Genomic DNA, 18371 nt, shown 5'->3' with positions numbered 1-18371 from the left:
ACGGGATATCCGGCAGTATAACTCTAGGACGGCGAGCCATATAAACCCCCAAATGAATAAGAGCTTACAGCTTAGCCGCCCATCACTAGGCCAACAAAATCGAATAATTACAAAAAATAAATCATATTTTAAAAGAGCAATTCTGCTGAACTCTAAAAAGCGCAAAACCGTGGTCTGACCACTATCTTTTCCCAATTCCTTATAACAATCATGAGGCGTTATAAGTGCAGAAGGTTCCAGCTGTGCATTTACTCGGGGGAAATAGGGAAAACAGGGGTCAGATCAGCAATATACATAAGTGCACTAATCGTGGTCTGACCCCTATTTCCCCTTTTTAAACGCAGAATTATTATTCAACTAAAAGACATTATTCTTTTTTCTAAGAAACCGATAAAGTTTTTCGCATACAAACTAGAAGTTTGATCAGAAAGATCAAGCCTATAAACAGGATATTCCCCATCATTAAGACCATCGTCTGTGGCAAAATAAAATGATTCCCCTGCACCCGGCGGTTCACAGATAAATAGCCTCTCCTTCCCACACAACCCATTTCGACCGTTAACGATTGACATATAAACGATATCACCCCCCCTTACACTATCAAATTCCATTTCGTAGATACTATAAATCTCCTCCCCAGATATTTCCCCGCCAGAATAAAACTTCAGCCACCATTTATAGCTATCAGGCAACTTCAACCCAAGGCGAGCTTCAGCTTTATAAATCCACTCATCAGCAATCCCGTCACCATAATCAGCAAACTCAACAAAATCCGACTCTTTAATAAGATTAATTATTCTCGAATAATCCACGCCCAATTACTCCCCGCTCCGAGCCCGCAACTTCCAATAATCCGACTGATAAGAATTAAACTCTTTAGCCTGCTTTGTCAATGTTTTTGCATTCAAATCCGTAGGAACTGAAACATAATCAGTCGTAGGATTTCTGTATTCTGCAGAGTCTTTGTAACGAGTATACCTAAAGCTTTGAGCGGCATTGGATGGGACATGAAGAACACTGCTATTCTGGCTATGGAAAACAGAACCAACTTCTGCAAGTGAACCACGAGTACCAGCGAATCCATTAACCTCAGTTTGCGAGAGATGATGTAACTCAACTGATTTCCCATCATACCCAATTGGTGCTCGACCCGAGGCCATCCTCTCAAGGTTTGAGCCTTGAACAGTTTTACCTCGTACTCTCCAGGTCGATACGGCCTCTGGGTCAAAGAGGTCGTTACGTTGATAAACAGTCCTATCTAGAACTGTTGTTTTATTCCAAAAACCATCAGCTTTAGGCGTGGTAAGTGCGACATTTCTACCCGCCATCGTGCCCGTATCAGCAGAACCTGGCACTTTTGCACCGTTTGCCCCAAGGACAAAAACCTCACCTGACGCCTCCGTCGCCAATTTCCTTTTCGCAAAGGCAGCGGCCACGACCTCTGAAATCCTCGCTCCCAGACCTACACCTGTGAGCGAAAGGGCCGCCTCATCCAACGCCGTGACCGGTTCAGCCGATTTCCTGGCGAGTACCAACAACCTCGACATCGCGTCTTTTGAAGCCAGATCGTTGGTCGAGACGTTAATGATTTCCGTCGCATGAGCATCTGCCTGCTCCCGACCGTACTGAGCCCATTTGTCAGCCAAGGGCAATTCGCCATAAAGGCCTTTGCCCAGACCATTAAACAGGCTTGTGTCTACAAACTGCTCTTTGGTCGAATTGAACGCATACACCGCAGAGCCATTGGCAATAATTGGGGTACCGTCTTTCCACGTTAATGGAATCTTCTGATCAGCCAATTCTTGAATCGCGCCTCTGGCAATCACCAAATCACGATCCAGCCAATCCCGCGTCGGGTCGTTGCCCCAGTTCTTTTCCAGTGCGTCTAAACGGGCGTTTTCGACGGCATCGACCTTTGATCCTGCTGCCATACGCAGCAAGTCTTCCCACGAGGCATCCGATTTCGGCTTGAGCCTGGTTTTCTCTAACTCTTCAGCTTTCTTCTTGAGTAGCGGCACCTCTTGGGTCAGGTGAAGCTGTCGATTGAATACTTCGACGCCGTAACCGGTCCCGCTACCGACAGCAGCGCCGCCGGTGCCATTCCCGGCGCCTGCTCCAGCCCCGATCCCGGTCGCAACCAACGCGGCTATGTTGTCCTGACTGGCCTCAGATAATTTGCTGTTCTCAAGCGCCTTTGCAATCGAGGGCATCAACGCAGCAGAAGCACCGGCCCCCAACGCGCCACTCTGTACGTTGCCGCTGGACAACCCAATGGCCGCCCCTGCCAACGCGTGCAACATGACACGTGCTGCTCCACCTTCAGCCCATGCGGCTCGAGTGGCCGCGTCCGATTTCGGGTTAAGGGATTGCGCCTCGGCGTAATCACCCACGCGCTTGAAGATCTCGCTGGAAGCTGTATTGGCAACGATACCGACTGTCGTACCGACGGGCGCGCCACCAAGGCCCGCGGCGATCAGTCCCGTCGCGATATCGGCCATCATTTTCTTGTCGCCGCCGAACTGCCACCGCTTGGCTTCCGAATAAGCCAGATCAGCGGCACGGGCGGTATCAGCAGCACCAGGCGCGCCTGCGTCTGCTTGTTCCTTCGCCGCCTGCCCAAGCTTCTTGGCCTCATCGGCCTTCGCCCTGCCTACCGCACTGATCACCCCACTGGCCAACTGCGCCGAGCTTTGGATCAGGTCAATACGCTCTTGCATGGCCTTTTCATCAGGCCGGTCGAGTTTCTGATTGGCGTTGGCGGTGTCGCGGTTCAGCCCCACCAGGTCATTGGTACCTTCGGCACTGCGAACCACAATCGTGCCTTCGCTGACCGCGCTACGGGTGTAGCTATGGTCTTTTTCCTTGAGCGCTATCGGGATGCTGCCGCCCATCGAGGCACCGCTGGTGCTGCTGGACGACACCGAAATACCGGCAGACTGACTTTTGATTTCGCTGACATTCTTGATGTCGCTGACGATCAGGCGGTCAGTGCTGAGCCGGTTCTTATCAGCTGACGCTTCACTGGCAATCACCGCACCTTGCAGGGTGGTGTTCTTGCCGACATTGATGTCGTAGCCGCCCGTGCCCGCATACAAACCGCTCTGGTCGGTCACGCCCTTGTAGTCGCTGTTCATATTGGCGGCGGCAAGGTTCGCCGAGCCCGCTACGGTAGAGCCGTAGCAGAACGGCGGGATGCAGATACTCGCGCCGAAGCCTGCGCTGCTCTGCTTGCTGCGCGACGACTCGGTGTCCTGGAGGGAGATGATATTGAGGTTGCCGCCAATATCTGCCTTGATACGGTCCGCACGAACCTGGGCGCCTTTAAGGGTGGTATCGCCACCGCTTTGTAACAACAGGCTGCCCGTATCGAGGGTGCTATTGACCTGAGTGACGGAGTTACCGTTGCCATTGTTCTTGGCACCCTGCGCTCCGAGGTCGAGGGTGAAGCCGTTTTGCTCGCCAATATTGAAGCTGGCGCCAATAGCGGTTTTATTTTTCGACCCTTCGTTTTTGCGGTCGGTGGTGTTTTGTGCGCTTTGCATCAACACATCGTTTTTGGCTAACAACAAGGTGTTGGCGGCTTTCAAGCTGCTGCCGGTGATCTGGATATCACCCTGAGTACCCGCCGCTGCGCCCGTGGCAACGATCGACAAGTCTTGCCCTGCGTTGAGCGTGCTCTGCTTGGCGGTGACGCTGTTGAATTCGCTGCTGTTTTTGCTGCGGTTATTGGCCAGTTCGGTGCCGATCTTGATCAGCGAACCGTTGCCGGGCGTGCCGCCGGTTTTGTTTTTGAAGCCGGAGCTTTGCGCATTGGCGTCCGAAGCCTGGCCGTTCAGGTTGTAGGCGGCGAGGGCTGCCTGGGCGATTTTGACTGCCTTGAGGCGTGGGTCATCAGCACTACGGGCCGCTTTGACGGCATCGCGCATGCTGGTGGCGGTGTCCACCACCGAGCCCGCGATCACGCGCCCAACGGCCAAGCTCTTGGAGCTGTCCTTACTGGTCTGACTGGCAGTCTCCACACCCGAGGTGACGGTGACATTGGCACCACTCAACTCCATGTTCTTGGTGCTCACCAGATCACTGGCCACCACCTTCAACTCACGCCCAGCGATCAACGACACATTGCCCGCACTCGAACCAATGGTGCTGCCGGTCAAGGTCATCTCATTGGCCGTGCCATTGTGCTTGGAGCTGTTGATGTACAGCTTCTGGTTGCCGGTCATGTCATCCAGACCGAGCTTGTTGCCGGTCAGCACGCCGGTGAGGTCGCGGTTTTTTTCCTTGTGCATGTCGGTGCGGGCGAAGGTGTTTTGCGCCGCATCGATGGTCAGGTCGCGGCCGGCCTGGACGGCGAGGTCGCCGGTGCTGACCAGGTTGGAGCCGGTGACCGTGGCGTCACGTTTGGCCGCGACGGTGACGGTTTCGCCGGAGACCATGCTGCCCAGGGCGGTGGTGCGTTTTTCGTCGACTTTGTCCTGGACCTTGCTCGACTTCAGGCCGCCCCAGCTGCTTTTGCTTTCCTTGCGTTCGTGGCGGGCGCTGTCGGCGTTGCTGACGGCAAGGATGTTCACGTCCTGGCCGGCCACCAGTTGGGTGGCACCTTTTTCAGCAGTGACGGCACTGCCGGCCAGCAGCAGGTCTGCACCAGCGACGACGGTGCTGTTTTTGCCAGCGCTGACCAGGCTGCCGACGTTGTTCACGGCATCGGTTTCATCCAGGCGGAATTTCTTGCCCTGGGAGGTTTTCTTGGTCTTGCTGTAGAAGCTGTAGTCCTGATTTTCGGCGGCTTTGAGCTCGAGGTTTTTGCCGGATACCAGGTATGCCTCGTTGCCGGCATTGACCTGACTGGCCACGGAGTTGATGTCGCAACCGGCAATCACATGCTAGTCGCGGCAGGCTTCCCCCAAGGACGTAGGCTTGCAGGGCGACGTGTTGGCTTTTTGATGCCTTGCGCGTTTTTACGCTGAGGACTTATAGTCCGCCGGTCGTCCACATGGCGATTCAGGTTTGGCGACCTGACGGTAGAGAATGCGCAAGCTGGGGGCTTTTTTGCAGCCACTTGCGCGCCTGCAAAGTCGTTTTATGACGGCTGTGCGCGGGAGACCTTCGGGTCTGCCGGTTTTCTCTACTGCCGGTTCGCCAACCTGCGTACAGCTGTCACCCATTCGTTTGGCGACGTTTGAGTGATGGCATTCATCACTTAAGTAGAGAGTCAAAAAATGAACAGATACATGCCCCTTACAGGCCACGATTCAACCATCCCCGCGCTGGTGATAGATACGCAAGCCCCCCTCGATGTTCTCTATGACGCCGCTTCGTACCGCATTCGTGCAGTCACTCAGTTTTTGGAGAACCTCGCATTTCGGGAGGAGATCAGCAGTGATGCGATAGTGCTTCACGACTTTGCGCTGTTGCTGGCAATTCCGCTGAGAGATGGGTGTGATTTGCTCGACGTGATTGGGCGGAAGTTGAACTCACAAAACTTATAAATAAAAATGGGCGGTTATTTTTATAACCGCCTTGCTTGACAATTTCAAACAGATGAAGATAAAAATCTATTTTTAAAGAACGTAATATTTCCAGACCAATTCCACAGAAACTCAAACAAAAAGGGTGTCTGGCCCCGATCACCCACTCGAGATGCTCTTCCATACTGATGTGGATGTTGCTGTAAAATTCGCATCATTAGCCGCTGGTTTACCGTTACCGACTAACTTTGTTTCACCAGACGGCGAGCCGCTCGCAGGTCCTTTTGAACCATCAACTTACCCAGGAAATGTGATTTCTATCTAAGTAATATAGTCCCTCAAGCCTTCCTGAAATTTCAGGCAGCTCGAGAAGGGAATCTGAAATATATGAGAAAGGGAGTCCGTTCCTTAGCTCTTGAGCTCTTGAGCTCTTGAGCTCTTGAGCTCTTGCAGAGTAGTCTGCCCAAGAAGGTTCAACCATCCCATTCCATAATGTAACAAACGAGCCATCTTCAAGAAGAATGACAGGCTTTAAGTACTCAACTTCTCCACCGCCATCCCAGTACAGATAGCCCAAGTAACTAGAACCATCTCCCCCAACAAAACTAGCGCGAACGATTATTTGAGCGTCAGTACAAGTTTCCTTATCAATGAGAGGGCGAACTGTTAAGTCATCTTCCGCAGACTCATCCATAGGAAAGTACCAAACACCACAACAAGCAAGATCATCAATAGCTAGTTCATATATCTGTTTATCAGTCATGCTTGCATACCTATTTAATCAGGTGCTTTATCGACTCAAACAATTCGGGCCGTCCTATACCGCCATAGGCTTTCTGCAACGCTGAGCTTATTTGACCAGAAGTATACGTAGCCGGCTTAACGCCTACCAGGGGAGACAAACATGAAATAGGGGTCAGACCACCAATATACATTGGTGCACTAATCGTGGTCTGACCCCTATTTTTCGCTGCCATCAGTTCGAAGGAGCGTGTGTGTCGAGAGGCGGAAATCTACTCATAATCAGCCGACAAATAGAAACTGTCCATTACCTTGGTCAAGCAAATGACCTTTCAAACACAATTCACGTAGTAACGATGACACTTGGCTTTCATCCATGTTTACCCCGCACGACTCAAAAAAATGAAGTACTCGCCAATTATCGATTATTTTCGGCTCATCAAAGCGTTTATGAACATCCACAATCCAATGGGGTTTACGCGACACTCTTTCAAAACGTATACCTGCACCATGTCTGAGAAATTGCCATTGATCACCATCAACAAGCATGTCTCCTCTCTTCGGGAAGTCGAGGAGCCAGGTAGAATCTTTTGCATTGGGGTACAGTTCGGCGAACGCAAGAACCAACTGACTCTGAAGCGTTGCAAAGAGAAACGCATAATCCATATTAGTTGGGCTCATAAATTAGTACCTCACCCGAGCTTCAGCAGCCTCTCTCATGAGCTGATCAGCCAATTCAGCAATCAGGTCTAATTTATCAATGTAAAAAATATAGTCTTCGTCTGAATAAAAACACGCAGACTGGTTGTTTCCCCGCTGAATAATGTGCAACGGGATTTCCGGCAGTATAACTCTAGGACGGCGAGCCATATAAACCCCCAATGAATAAGAGCTTACAGCTTAGCCGCCCATCACTAGGCCAACAAAATCGAATAATTACAAAAAATAAATTATATTTTAAAAGAGCAATTCTGCTGAACTCTACAGCGCAAAACCGTGGTCTGCCCCCTGTTTTTCCTATTTTTTCAGGTCCTTGGCTAGCAGCAAAATTTTTTAAGCATTCAAAACTGCAAAGCTTACATCATCGGACCTCAAAAATTCTTGAAAACAAGAAATAACGATATCTATATTTCTTGTGACAAAACTCGCCGGATAGTAATCGCCCAAAACATCAACCAATTTTGCTCCAATCGACGTATTATCAAGAGTACGCACAACATGCTCACCATCATCAAGGTATTGGTTCAGCATCAGAATATAATTTCCGGAATCAGCATAAAGATTGATTTCGTAAGGTCCGGCTTCAGGTGCCGGGGAAATAGACAACGAAACTACGCCGTCGACTTTACTATATAAAAATATAATGGACCTTACCTCTTCCATGGTCGGCTGATCAATTAGAGGGATTTGCGATCTGCCATGCTCAGGACTAAGGGTATACCCTCCGATGATCATCTATTTTTTCTCCTTAATAGACTTCATACCTGACTCCCAGCAATAGTTTTTCGGAAGCCCTGTTTTATCATCTATAGCTCTTACGGTTAAAGATTTGTGGGGATCCCTCAGGGTCTGACCCTATTTTCTAGCGCCTATACCGGAGCGTTGTAAGAAACATCTCCCGAATCGCTCCAAACTCCATTCGCAAAGCTCACTGGCCGCTGTGGATAACAAACCAATATCCCTTCGACGAACTGACGAAAGGATAAGTCAAGTCGCGTGACCCAACGCATATTGTCTATTTCCAACAAACGCCAGTTGTCTCCGCTGTCGAAACCGAAAGCAGTCCCAGCGCTATCCCAGCCGAACAGCCACACCTCGCCCTTCGCGCCCGCTTCATAAGGCCCGTCTTTATAAATTCCATCATCACCGAAGTAGTCAACCGCAGCAGAAAGCAGCATCGGTTGAATCGTCAAAAGCGGCAGCGCGCAGTCGTCCTCCTTGATCTCACCGTGCCCCCGTTCCTGCATAAAAGCAAAGTACTCGGTGGGAGCCGCCGGCCACTGTTGCCGAATCACACTTACTTCACTTGAAGAAACAGGAGTCAGCCGCTCCAATAGCGCACATCCCATCGCATTAAACGCTTCTAAATTTTCGTACATGTTCATGGTAGCCTCGGAGGGTGCTGCGGAAACGCTGTTGTAGTTGGACTTGCTGGGGCATGGACGCCACCTTGGTGAGCACTTCCACCCGGAACCGGATGCAAATTCCACCATTGGTTAGGTCCACCGTACTGCTGTGGTATCACATGGTGCGCCTGAAAATCCACACCACTCGCAGTTTTTGGCCATGCCAAACCAGTATTCAACTCCCACTCACGTTTAAGATTATTCCGCTGGCTATTGTATTGACGCTGTAGGGCCTGATAGTCACTTCTCGGCGCAATATAAGTATGATCAACCTGACGTAACTCATCCGCAAGTTTCGTGCGCTGATTAGAGGGCATTGGCACACCTGAATGATACTCGACGTCCCGGACCACCGCGCGAGCGTCACCCGAGATTTTCGTCCAGCCGGATGAGGGGAAATAGGGGTCAGACCAGCAATATACATAAGTGCACTAATCGTGGTCTGACCCCTATTTTCCGTGGTCTGACCCCTATTTTCCGCTATTTTCCTTATAGCTTACCGATCAAGGCCCCAGCTAAATGAATCGTCCCCTTTTTGGGTTGGCCATGGGGTTCAGTACCCCCCGGCACTGACATCCGCAACCGACAACCAATAATCCACTACTGCATCGAAGCCTCTGTCGTTGGCCCGAGCCTGCAACGCGACAAGCGCCTGCCGCGCATCGGTTATCGACCAGCCCGTGGAGTTCAGGCTAAGCCACGCATAGTCCAAGCGGCCGGCTTGCAAGAAGCTCTCAAACAACGGCTTTTTCTCTCGATCAGGATCAAACCACGCCGGCAATTGCCCACCTGTCGGCGGGGGCATATCCCGATCAATGATTTCGAAGGAACAACTGCTTTCCCACCATGGCCGGCCAGGGTCGGACGGGTTGGGAAAGTCTCCGGTGTAGGGCCCCGCGTCTTCAGCCATGCTCTCCAGCGGCGTCTCTTTGCTAAACAATTCGACGTTGGCGAAGCCTTGGGGATCATCACCGGTTTTCAATGACTGCGCTTCTAGCTCCTCCAGACAATCAAGCCCAACCGCTTGGGCAAATTGCTCAAGCTCTGGGGTGACAGCATCTTCGACACTGATGGACATCATAGCCAGAACACCCATCAACTGGGCAGGCGTGCGGGCAATCTCGATCGTCATATGCTCGGAGGCTACATACATCTTGACGAAGCAGGGTTCACGGTCGACAAACCAGTGCCTCCAATAGCCGATATAGGTCGGCCGCGATCCATCGCTCCACAGCGGGATCAACGCCGGCGGGAACCCGTACCATTGCGCTGGGGCATCCAGCGTGCAGATGGGCGGACGGATGCTTCCATCCGCGCAGGCATCCAGCACGGCGGGCAATCCTAAGGCTTCAAAGGTCTTCTTGAGATTCATATCTTCACCGTATTGGCGCCAGAGGCGTCGACCACTCAGGGATATCTATTCTATGCAACGGAGAAATTGGGCCCACCCAGGGTTTGGAAGTTGCACTAGTTTGCTGGTGTATCAGTTGATGAACTTCGCGCGAAGGTACGGGTACTAGATGCCGTGGGTCAACGATCTGGGTCGGGAAATCTGTCTTACCGAAGTTCCAGTGGTGGACTTCAGCAACGGCCTCGCCCGCCGCACGGGAAGACTTCACAAAGCGGCTGTTGACCGCCTTGAAGGCCTCTTCGAGTATTTTCTGGCTGGGATTCTGGCCGCTGGCCAGGGCGTCCAAGTAGCGCGTGTAGCCATTCGCGCTTTTAGCACTTGCCGCCGAGCGCATTGCATTGTTCCACATTTGCAATGATTGGGGGTTGTCGGCAATCACCGAGAGACCGAAGCTCTCGGGAACTAGTCGCCCTGCCAGCTCGTTGCCCGCAAACGCTTTGTTAGCGGCAATGGCCTTCTCGGCGTCGGAAAGGACCGCCAGGTAGCCGCCGTTCTTCGGCATAAGCCCATTGGGCGTTTCCATGTACAACTTATCACCCACCAGCACCTCATAATTGCCGGTACGGGTATTAATGACTCGTCGCGCGCCATCTGGAAGCCCACCGCCAGTGGCGACAAAATCAGCACCACCTGCGCCCTCGGTGCGGTACCACGAGGGCAATTGCATCTTGCCCGCAGTATTCGATTCGACGATTACGCCTTTACTCGCTGTACTCGCCGCGCCGTCATAAATCACACCCACCAGACCCAGACTATTCAATACCGCCTGGGAAGCCCACAGGGCTCGCTGGCCGGTGGTTTGCTCACCTAACGGGCTCGCCCCGCCGAAAGCCATCCAGCTTTGGCAGCCTATACCGATCGGCCCCATGCCGCCGCAACCAGCCGCATACATCTCATTCGATTTTTCTTTTAAGACTCCGCCTAAATCCTTTTGTAAGTCATCTTGATAGCCCTTGCCTATCTTGGCCTGTGTGTCGTTGGCCGGTTGCAGGGCCCATTCATCGCCTAGGCTGGTTTTGACCGAAACATTCGTGACGACACAGTACCCATTGCCCGAGATACCGCAAGGCAGGACCTGGCCGGGACTCACTTTAGAGTCCGAGGCCTGCAGGAAGTCAGTCGCCTCAAAGTGGTCGACTTTCAGGGTACTACCACCCTTTTCAAGCAGCGCGTTGATGTCGGCTGCCAGAGCATTGCAACCATTGGATTTAACGTTGATGCACGAGTCCTTGAACTCTTTTTTCTTCTGCGTCAGAGAGATCCCTTCGAGGATGCTCAGGTGGTTATTCTCGACCGCGTTCTTGCCCACTTGCGCCGCCGCCACAGCATTCAACGCATCCTTGCCAACCAACGATCCGGAGAGCCCAGCCGCCAGCGTCGAGAGGCTAGAGATTGTCGCCTTTTGCTCCTGAGTCAGTTCTGCGTTACTGGCGCCGCCGTAGAGCGTCTCGCGAATCAGCTGTTCAGTACCCTGCGCCGCCACTGCGCCCGCAGCCCCCGCCAACGCCGAGTTACCACCGGCCCGCGCCAGCACCGCACCCAACACGGCGTGGGCCATCAAGTTGGCATTAGGGTCACCCTCGGTCATTTGCTTGACCGTCTGCGCCAAATACGGCGCCGCCGCCCCCGCCAACGCACCACCAACGCTGCCACCCATCGCCGCTTGCACCACGGCCGTTACCGCCTGGCTGGCCTTCTGGAAGCTACTACCAACGCCGTAATCCTGCTGAGCACGCTGGCTGATCTGAGCCTGTGTCGGGTTGGCAATACCCTCCTCTATCAACTTCTGCCGCGACGCTTTGCTGAAATCGCTGTTGGGATCGTTTGCAGCCTTGATCCGGGCCGCGGCTATGGCATCGCCAATCCCCTTGGTCAACTCCATCGAGCTTTTGACCAGTTCCATGCGCTCTTGCATGGCCTTTTCATCAGGCTTGTCGAGGCGATGGTTGGCATTAGCCGTGTCGCGGTTCAAACCAACGAGGTCGTTGGCGCCTTCGGGGTTGCGCACTACGATCGTGCCTTCGCTGACAGCGCTGCGCGTATAGCTGTGATCCGAATCATTAAGCGCCATGCCATACAGAGCGCCCGGAGTGACGGTGCTCGCGCCGCTACTGTAAGAACCAGAGACGCTCATGCCCGCCGACTTGCTCTCGATCTCGCTCTTGTTCTTGATGTCGCTGACCAGCAGACGATCCGTGCTGAGGCGATTCTTGTCAGCGCTGGCTTCACTAGCAATCACCGCGCCTTGCAGGGTAGTGGTCTTGCCGACATTGATGTCGTAGCCGTCTTTACCGGCAAAGAAGCCGCTCTGGTCGGTAACAGCCTGGTAGTCGCTGTTCATCTTCGACGCCGCCAGGTTCGCGGACGCGGTGACCGGGGAGCCATAACAGATCGGCGGAATGCAGATGCTCGCACCGAAGCCCGCGCTGTTCTGCTTGCTCTTGGACGTTTCGGTGTCTTGGCGCGACAGAATGTTGAGGTTGCCGCCGATGTCGGCATCGATACGGTCAGCGCGTACCTGCGCGCCGATCAGGCTGGTGTCCTGGCCGCTGCGCAGCACCAGCGCGCCGGTGTCCAGCGTGGTATTGACTTGGGTGACGGAGCCGCCCGAACCCAAGTTCTTGGCGGTTTGCGCGCCCAGGTCGATGGTGAAGCCGTTTTGCTCGCCTATGTTGAAGCTGGCACCGATAGCGGTCCTGTTGCGTGAACCGTCGTTTTTGCGATCGGTGGTGTTCTGTGCGCTTTGCATCAGGATGTTGTTTTTCGCGGAGAGCAACGTGCTGTCGGCTTTCAACGTACTGCCGGTAATCGTCAAGTCACCCACAGTGCCCGGCGCATCGCCCGCAGCGATGATCGACAGTTTGCCCCCGGCGTTGAGGTTGCTCTGGTGAGCGGTCTGCGCCGTGTATTCGCTGCTGCTTTTGGTGCGGGTGTTGGCCAGTTCGGTACCGATCTTGATCAGCGACCCGTTGCCGGCAGAGCCACCAGTCTTGTCCTTGAAGCCGGTACTTTGTTTAGCGAGATCGCCCGCCTGGTTATTCAGGTTGTACATCGACAGCGCCGCCTGGGCGATCTTCACAGCCTTGAGGCGTGGATCGTCGGAGCTGCGCGCCGCCTCGGCTGCGTCGCGGATGCTGTTGGCGGTGTCGACCACGGTGCCCGCAATCACTCGCCCAACCGCCAAGCTTTTTGAGCTGTCCTTACTGGTCTGACTGGCAGTCTCCACACCCGAGGTGACGGTGACATTGGCACCACTCAACTCCATGTTCATGGTGCTCACCAGATCACTGGCCACCACCTTCAACTCACGCCCAGCGATCAACGACACATTGCCCGCACTCGAACCAATAGTGCTGCCGGTCAAGGTCATTTCATTGGCGGTGCCGTTGTGCTTGGAGCTGTTGATGTACAGCTTCTGGTTGCCGGTCATGTCATCCAGACCAAGCTTGTTGCCGGTCAACACGCCGGTGAGGTCGCGATTTTTTTCCTTGTGCATGTCGGTGCGGGCGAAGGTGTTTTGCGCCGCGTCGACGGTCAGGTCGCGGCCGGCCTGGACGGCGAGGTCGCCGGTGCTGACCAGGTTGGAACCGGTGACCGTGGCGTCGCGCTTGGCGGCGACGGTGACGGTTTCGCCGGAGACCATGCTGCCCAGGGCGGTGGTGCGTTTTTCGTCGACTTTGTCCTGGACTTTGCTCGACTTCAGGCCGCCCCAGCTGCTTTTGCTTTCCTTGCGTTCGTGGCGGGCGCTGTCGGCGTTGCTGACGGCGAGGATGTTCACGTCCTGGCCGGCCACCAGTTGGGTGGCACCTTTTTCAGCAGTGACGGCACTGCCGGCCAGCAGCAGGTCTGCACCCGCGACGACGGTGCTGTTTTTGCCAGCGCTGACCAGGCTGCCGACGTTGTTCACGGCATCGGTTTCATCCAGGCGGAATTTCTTGCCCTGGGAGGTTTTCTTGGTCTTGCTGTAGAAGCTGTAGTCCTGGTCTTGCGCGGCTTTGAGCTCAAGGTTCTTACCGGACACCAGGTACGCCTCGTTGCCGGCATTCACCTGGCTGGCGACCAGTTGCAGGTTCTGCCCGGCGCTCAGGGTGGCGTCGCCGCCGGCCTTGATCACGCTGGACACTTGCTGCACGTGGTCTTCGATGCTCTTGACCTTTTTTGTGTTGCCTGTGGAGTGCTGCTCGTTGGCCGCCGCAACGGCGTTGAAGTCGCGGGTGGCAATCAGGTTGACGTCGCGCTTGGCCTCGACCTGGCTGGCCACGGCGCTGATATCGCGCCCGCCAATCACATGCAGATCGCGGCCAGCGTCGACCACGGAGCCTTGCTGGGCGATGGTGGTGAAGCTGGAACGGTTGCCGATGGCGCCGCTGTCGAGGGTTTTCGAGGCGGTGATGTTGATGTCGCCCACGGCCTTGACCGTGGTGTCGGCACCGCTCTTGAGCACGCCGCCGACGTTGTTGAAATTGCCCCCGGCTTGCAGGGTCAAATCGTTGGCCGATTCGATGCGTGCGGCGCTGTCGACGAAGTCGCGGCGTTCGGTGCGGTAGTTGCTGGCGCTTTCGTGGGTGGTGACGCTGCGTTCGTTGAGCAGGTCGGCGCCGGCGGCGAGGTTGACGTTACCCGCGCTGATCACACCGCCTGCGCGGTTGGTCAGGTTGTTGCCGCTGAGCAGATCGAGGCGGCCACCGGCTTCCATCAACCCACTGTTGGTGAGGTTGCCGCCGGCGTTCGCCAACAGGCTGCCGGTGGCACGCAAGGTGCCGGCGTTGTTGAGGTTACGGCCGGTGATCAGGTTGACGTCAGTGCCGGAAATCAATGCGCCGTTAGGCGCCAGGCGGTTGCTTGCCTGGGCGAGGTACAGCACCGGCACCAGCACTTGTTGGCCGGCGACGGTGGCGTTTTCCAGCCACACGATGTCGTGGGTCAGGGCGGCGACTTGTTCGGCGGTGAGGCTTACGCCTACGGACAAATTCAGCGCACTTTTGCTGCTGATGGCGTTGTCCATCAGGTGCTTGAACAGGTCGGCGTCGCTGGTCTGGCCATCGATGAAACGCTGGCCGGTGCGAGCGAGCACGGCTTGCTGGATCAGGCGCTGTTCGTAGAAGCCATCGCCGAGGCGTTTTTGCGCGGTGTCGGGGTCGTAGCCGAGCTTGCTCAGCATGTAGTCCGAGCTCATGAACTGGCGCATGTCGGTGAGCAGCGGGTTGGTTTCGATCAGGTACTTATGCGGGTTGGCCGCGAACTGGCTGGTGGGCAGGCCTTTGGCGCCATCGCTGTCGCTGAGGTGAAACAGGCCGTTCTCGCCAGCGGGCAGGTCGAAGCCGGGCAGGCCCAGTGGGTTGACCTGTTGCTGGGCAACGTCCGGCGGCAGTTGCGGGTTGAGGCTGACCAGGGTCGAGTAGCCCGGCGCATGGGTGTTGGCACCGCTGCCGACGTAGGTGTAGCCACCGCGCACGACGCTGTTGTCGATGCCGGCCTGGGCCTTCACATCCACGCTGCCGCCGGCCTGGATGACGGCGGCGTAGCTTTGGTCGGGCACCATCAACTGGGTGGTTTTGCGCAGGTCGGTCTTTTCGCTCTCCATTTTGCCGATGAACGACGCCAGGCCGGCTTCGACGCCTGTCATGTCCTGGCCTGCCGAATAGCGCTGGGTGAAAGCCGCTGCCTCGCGGTACCAGCCCCCCGGCTTACGCTCGCGTTCAGAGGTAAAGACACGGTCGTATTGGGTGTCGTGGGTTACCAAACCAATGTTGGTCAGTTGGTCGACGCGCACGGTCATACCGCCACCGGCGGCAATGCTACTGCTGCTGTTGAGCAGCTCGCCGCCGGTGAGCAGCATGTTGCCGCCCGAGGTGATGCTGGACGCTGCCGTGGCCTGGCTGACGATGAAGTGATCACGCTGGGTAATCAGGAACGGGCGGTTCTGCTTGGGGCCGTCGCAGTCGCCACCGGTCACGCCAAAGATGCAGGCGGTGGGCGTGATGGAGGCGCTGTAGATGCCGGACTCGGTGTTGAGCACAGTCCTGATGTTCTGGATCGTGCTGGCGGCCAGGATCAGGTTGCGCTCGCTTTCGAGGGTGCCCGAGCTGTTGATGATGCTGGTGGCCAGGCCACCCTGGCCGTCGCGGTCGACGCGCAGGTTGCCCATGGCGTAGATCGTGGCGCCGAGGTTCTTCAGGCGGTCGACCTTGAGGCTCATGTCACCGCCGCTGAAGATCAAACCGTGGTCGTTGAGCAGGTTGCCCACCGAAAGATCCAGGCTGCCCTGGCTGGCGACGCTGCCGCCCACGGTCCAGTCCTGGCCGCTGCCAACCAGGGCGCGGGTGCCGAGCAGCTTGCCGGTGGCGGTCTGGTTCAGGGTCCCGACATTGACGGTCAGGCGCCCGGCCTGGATCGCGGTGCTATTGGTCCAATTAGCTTTATCGAGGGTCAGGTCGCCGTTGGTCACCAGGCTGCCGCCGACTTCGTCGAGGCTGATGCCACTGAGGTCAAGCACGCCGGTGCCCACGTGCAACACCTTGCCGCCGGTGTTCTGGAAGCGGGTGGCGGCGAGGCTCAATTGATCGTTGGCGGTCTCCAGGCTACCGCTGTTGTTGAGCAGGCCGCCGATGGCGTAGCGGGTTTTGCCGCTGGTGCCCAAGGCGCGCATTTGCCCGCTGTTGTTCAGGCTGGCGGTCTCGACATCGAGGGCCGTGGCGCTTTCGATCAGGCCACGGTTGGTCAGTGCGCCATTGAGGCCAACGTCGATGCGGTTGCCGGCGATCTCGCCGCCGTTATCCACATTCATACCGGTCAGGTGCACACGATCCCGGGCGAACAGCGCACCGCTGCCGTTGTTGAAATCCGTGGCGTCGATCTGCGCATCACCGGCTTTGGCGGCGATGCGGCCACCATTGTTGTCGAGCGTGCCGGCGGTGATGGTCACGCCAGCGTTTTCACTGTGGATCAGGCCATTGCCGCTGTTCTGCAACAGGCCGCTGGTAGTCAGGGTCAAGCCATCGTTGGCGGCCAGGGTGCCGTTGTTCTGGTTGTCGACGCTGTTGGCGAACACGGTCAGCAAGCCCTGGCTGGCGAACTTGCCACCCTGGTTATCGATGTGCGCGGCGCGCTGGATCAGCAACGGCCCGGCGCTGGCCAGCTTGCCGCTGCGGTTGATCAGGTCGCCGATCAAATCCAGGGTGATCGCCCCGCCGCCGGTCAGGCTACCGGCGCTGTTATCCAGGCTATTGCCGTTGAGGGTGAACGCACCGCTGCTGTCGATGATGCCGCCCTGGCTGTTGTCCAGCAGGCCGCTGACGTTGAGCGTCTGTGCGCCGTCGCTGAGCAGGCGCCCTTTGTTGCGGTTGTCGACACTGGCGGCGGTGATGTTCAGCGCCTGCTTGGCGCTCAAGGTCGCACCCTGGTTATCCAGGCTTTGCGCCGTGGCGGTGAGGCTGCGATTGGCGATCACGGTGCCGGTGTTGGTGATGCGCTGGCTGTCGAGGCTGACGTCGCCACCGGCATTACGCGTGTTGTCAGGGTTGACCCCGGCTTCGATGATGCCGCTATTGGTCAATTGGCCGTTGCTGGCCAGGGTGATGCTGTCGCGCGCGGCGAGGGTCTTGCTGTTTTTCAGGGTGCCCTTGGTCTGTGCCTTGAGGGTGGTGCCGGCGTAGACCGCGCCCTTGGTCTCCAGGCTGGCGGCCTTGATGTCCACCGCACCGCTGGCGGCCGCCTGGGCCATGCTCAGGTGGCCGTTGGCATCGAGTTGAATGTCGCCGCCACTGGCGGCCAGCGTACCGTCGAGCTTCACGCCCACACCGGCTTCGGTGCCCACCAGCTTGATCGCGCCGGCGTACATGCCGCCCAAGGCCGACGAGTCAATCGCCAGCTCCGGCTTGGCACTGCCGTCATCGGCACGGGCGGTGGTTTTCAGGCTTTGGGCATCGACGTCATTGCGCCCGGCGATCACCGTGAGTTGTTTCGCGTTGATCTGCGCATTGATCTTGGCCGAACGGGTGATGATCTCGAAACGGTCGACGTTGCTCGCGTTCAGGCCTTTGCCGTCGATGGTCACGGCGCCGCCGTCGACCTGATAGCTTTTCAGTTGCCCCGCCTGATCGATCACCGGTTTACCGGTGGTCAGGGTGACGTTGGGGGTGTTGATGAAGCCGCAACCGTTGCAGCTGATGCCGTAAGGGTTGGCGACGATCACCTTGGCCGACTGGCCCGCCACTTCGGTGTAGCCGCGCAATTGGCTGGGGCTGCCGCCTTTGACTTCGTTGAGGATGACATTCGCCGCGCCGCCCTTGAGGTTCGGGTTGCCGACAATGATCCCGCCCAGTTGCGTGCTTTGCACAATGCCGTTGGCGTTGTTGAGGATCACGCCGTTGGGGCCGACGTTGTAGTCCTTGAACTGGTTGTGGGACAGGCCGCTGCCATTAGGGGTGGCGATGTTCACCACCGGCACGCCGTTGCCCGCCTGGCCAACCGTGGTACCGGGGCCACTGACCACGATGCCTTCGGCACTCGCCAGCAATGGCTGCCAGAACAGCGCGTTGGCCAGGATCAAGGCCAGGCCGCGTTGGCTCAGGGTTTTCAGGGCAGTAACAGGGCGAACGTCCATATTCAAAATCTCAAAGCAGC

9 protein-coding genes and 1 pseudogene are annotated in these 18371 nt (G+C 56.4%); 1 reads left to right on the top strand and 9 read right to left on the bottom strand.

The window, feature by feature from the left end:
- Positions 1–353: 353 nt before the first annotated feature.
- Both LUU92_RS00795 and LUU92_RS00790 read right to left on the bottom strand, forming a co-directional pair.
- On the bottom strand, positions 354–812 hold the full coding sequence (locus LUU92_RS00795) for an SMI1/KNR4 family protein (protein WP_071489613.1): 459 nt from the start codon (positions 810–812) through the stop codon (positions 354–356).
- 6 nt (positions 813–818) lie between these two features.
- Positions 819–4856 (bottom strand): annotated as a pseudogene (locus tag LUU92_RS00790) (hemagglutinin repeat-containing protein); the annotation flags it as partial.
- Between the two features lie 375 nt (positions 4857–5231).
- Between LUU92_RS00790 and LUU92_RS00785 the strand changes: the two are divergent.
- Positions 5232–5489, top strand: coding sequence for a hypothetical protein (locus LUU92_RS00785; protein ID WP_168233384.1), 258 nt, complete (start codon positions 5232–5234; stop codon positions 5487–5489).
- Between the two features lie 271 nt (positions 5490–5760).
- Here LUU92_RS00785 and LUU92_RS00780 read toward each other — a convergent pair whose 3' ends face one another.
- The 7 genes from LUU92_RS00780 to LUU92_RS00755 all read right to left on the bottom strand — a co-directional run bounded on the left by LUU92_RS00780 (position 5761) and on the right by LUU92_RS00755 (position 18351).
- A complete protein-coding gene (locus LUU92_RS00780) occupies positions 5761–6231 on the bottom strand; it encodes a hypothetical protein (protein ID WP_257103007.1) in 471 nt (156 codons plus the stop codon).
- Between the two features lie 260 nt (positions 6232–6491).
- Positions 6492–6890 (bottom strand): DUF6896 domain-containing protein, encoded by a 399-nt coding sequence (locus LUU92_RS00775; RefSeq protein WP_257103006.1) that lies wholly within the window; start codon positions 6888–6890, stop codon positions 6492–6494.
- A 372-nt stretch (positions 6891–7262) separates the two neighbouring features.
- Positions 7263–7664, bottom strand: a complete 402-nt coding sequence (locus LUU92_RS00770) for a DUF6911 family protein (protein WP_078046315.1) — start codon at positions 7662–7664, stop codon at positions 7263–7265.
- The gene (locus LUU92_RS29335) at positions 7665–7775 is read right to left on the bottom strand and encodes a cytidine deaminase-like fold-containing protein (RefSeq protein WP_438811733.1); all 111 of its coding nucleotides are present in this window, start codon (positions 7773–7775) and stop codon (positions 7665–7667) included.
- Positions 7776–7798: 23 nt separating this feature from the next.
- Positions 7799–8314: a hypothetical protein gene (locus LUU92_RS00765; protein ID WP_257103005.1), complete on the bottom strand. Its 516-nt coding sequence runs from the start codon at positions 8312–8314 to the stop codon at positions 7799–7801.
- Between the two features lie 574 nt (positions 8315–8888).
- Complete coding sequence (locus tag LUU92_RS00760) at positions 8889–9707, bottom strand: hypothetical protein (RefSeq protein ID WP_257103004.1); 819 nt, start codon at positions 9705–9707, stop codon at positions 8889–8891.
- Positions 9708–9711: 4 nt separating this feature from the next.
- Positions 9712–18351 carry a two-partner secretion domain-containing protein gene (locus LUU92_RS00755; protein ID WP_257103003.1) on the bottom strand — a complete coding sequence of 2880 codons (8640 nt, stop codon included), beginning with the start codon at positions 18349–18351 and terminating at the stop codon, positions 9712–9714.
- Positions 18352–18371: the final 20 nt, after the last annotated feature.

Origin of the sequence: Pseudomonas extremorientalis, from assembly GCF_024584605.1 — a bacterium.
Lineage (GTDB): Bacteria > Pseudomonadota > Gammaproteobacteria > Pseudomonadales > Pseudomonadaceae > Aquipseudomonas > Aquipseudomonas extremorientalis.
Note: the sequence above shows the minus strand (reverse complement) of the source record. Positions and strands in the feature narration are given on the sequence as shown.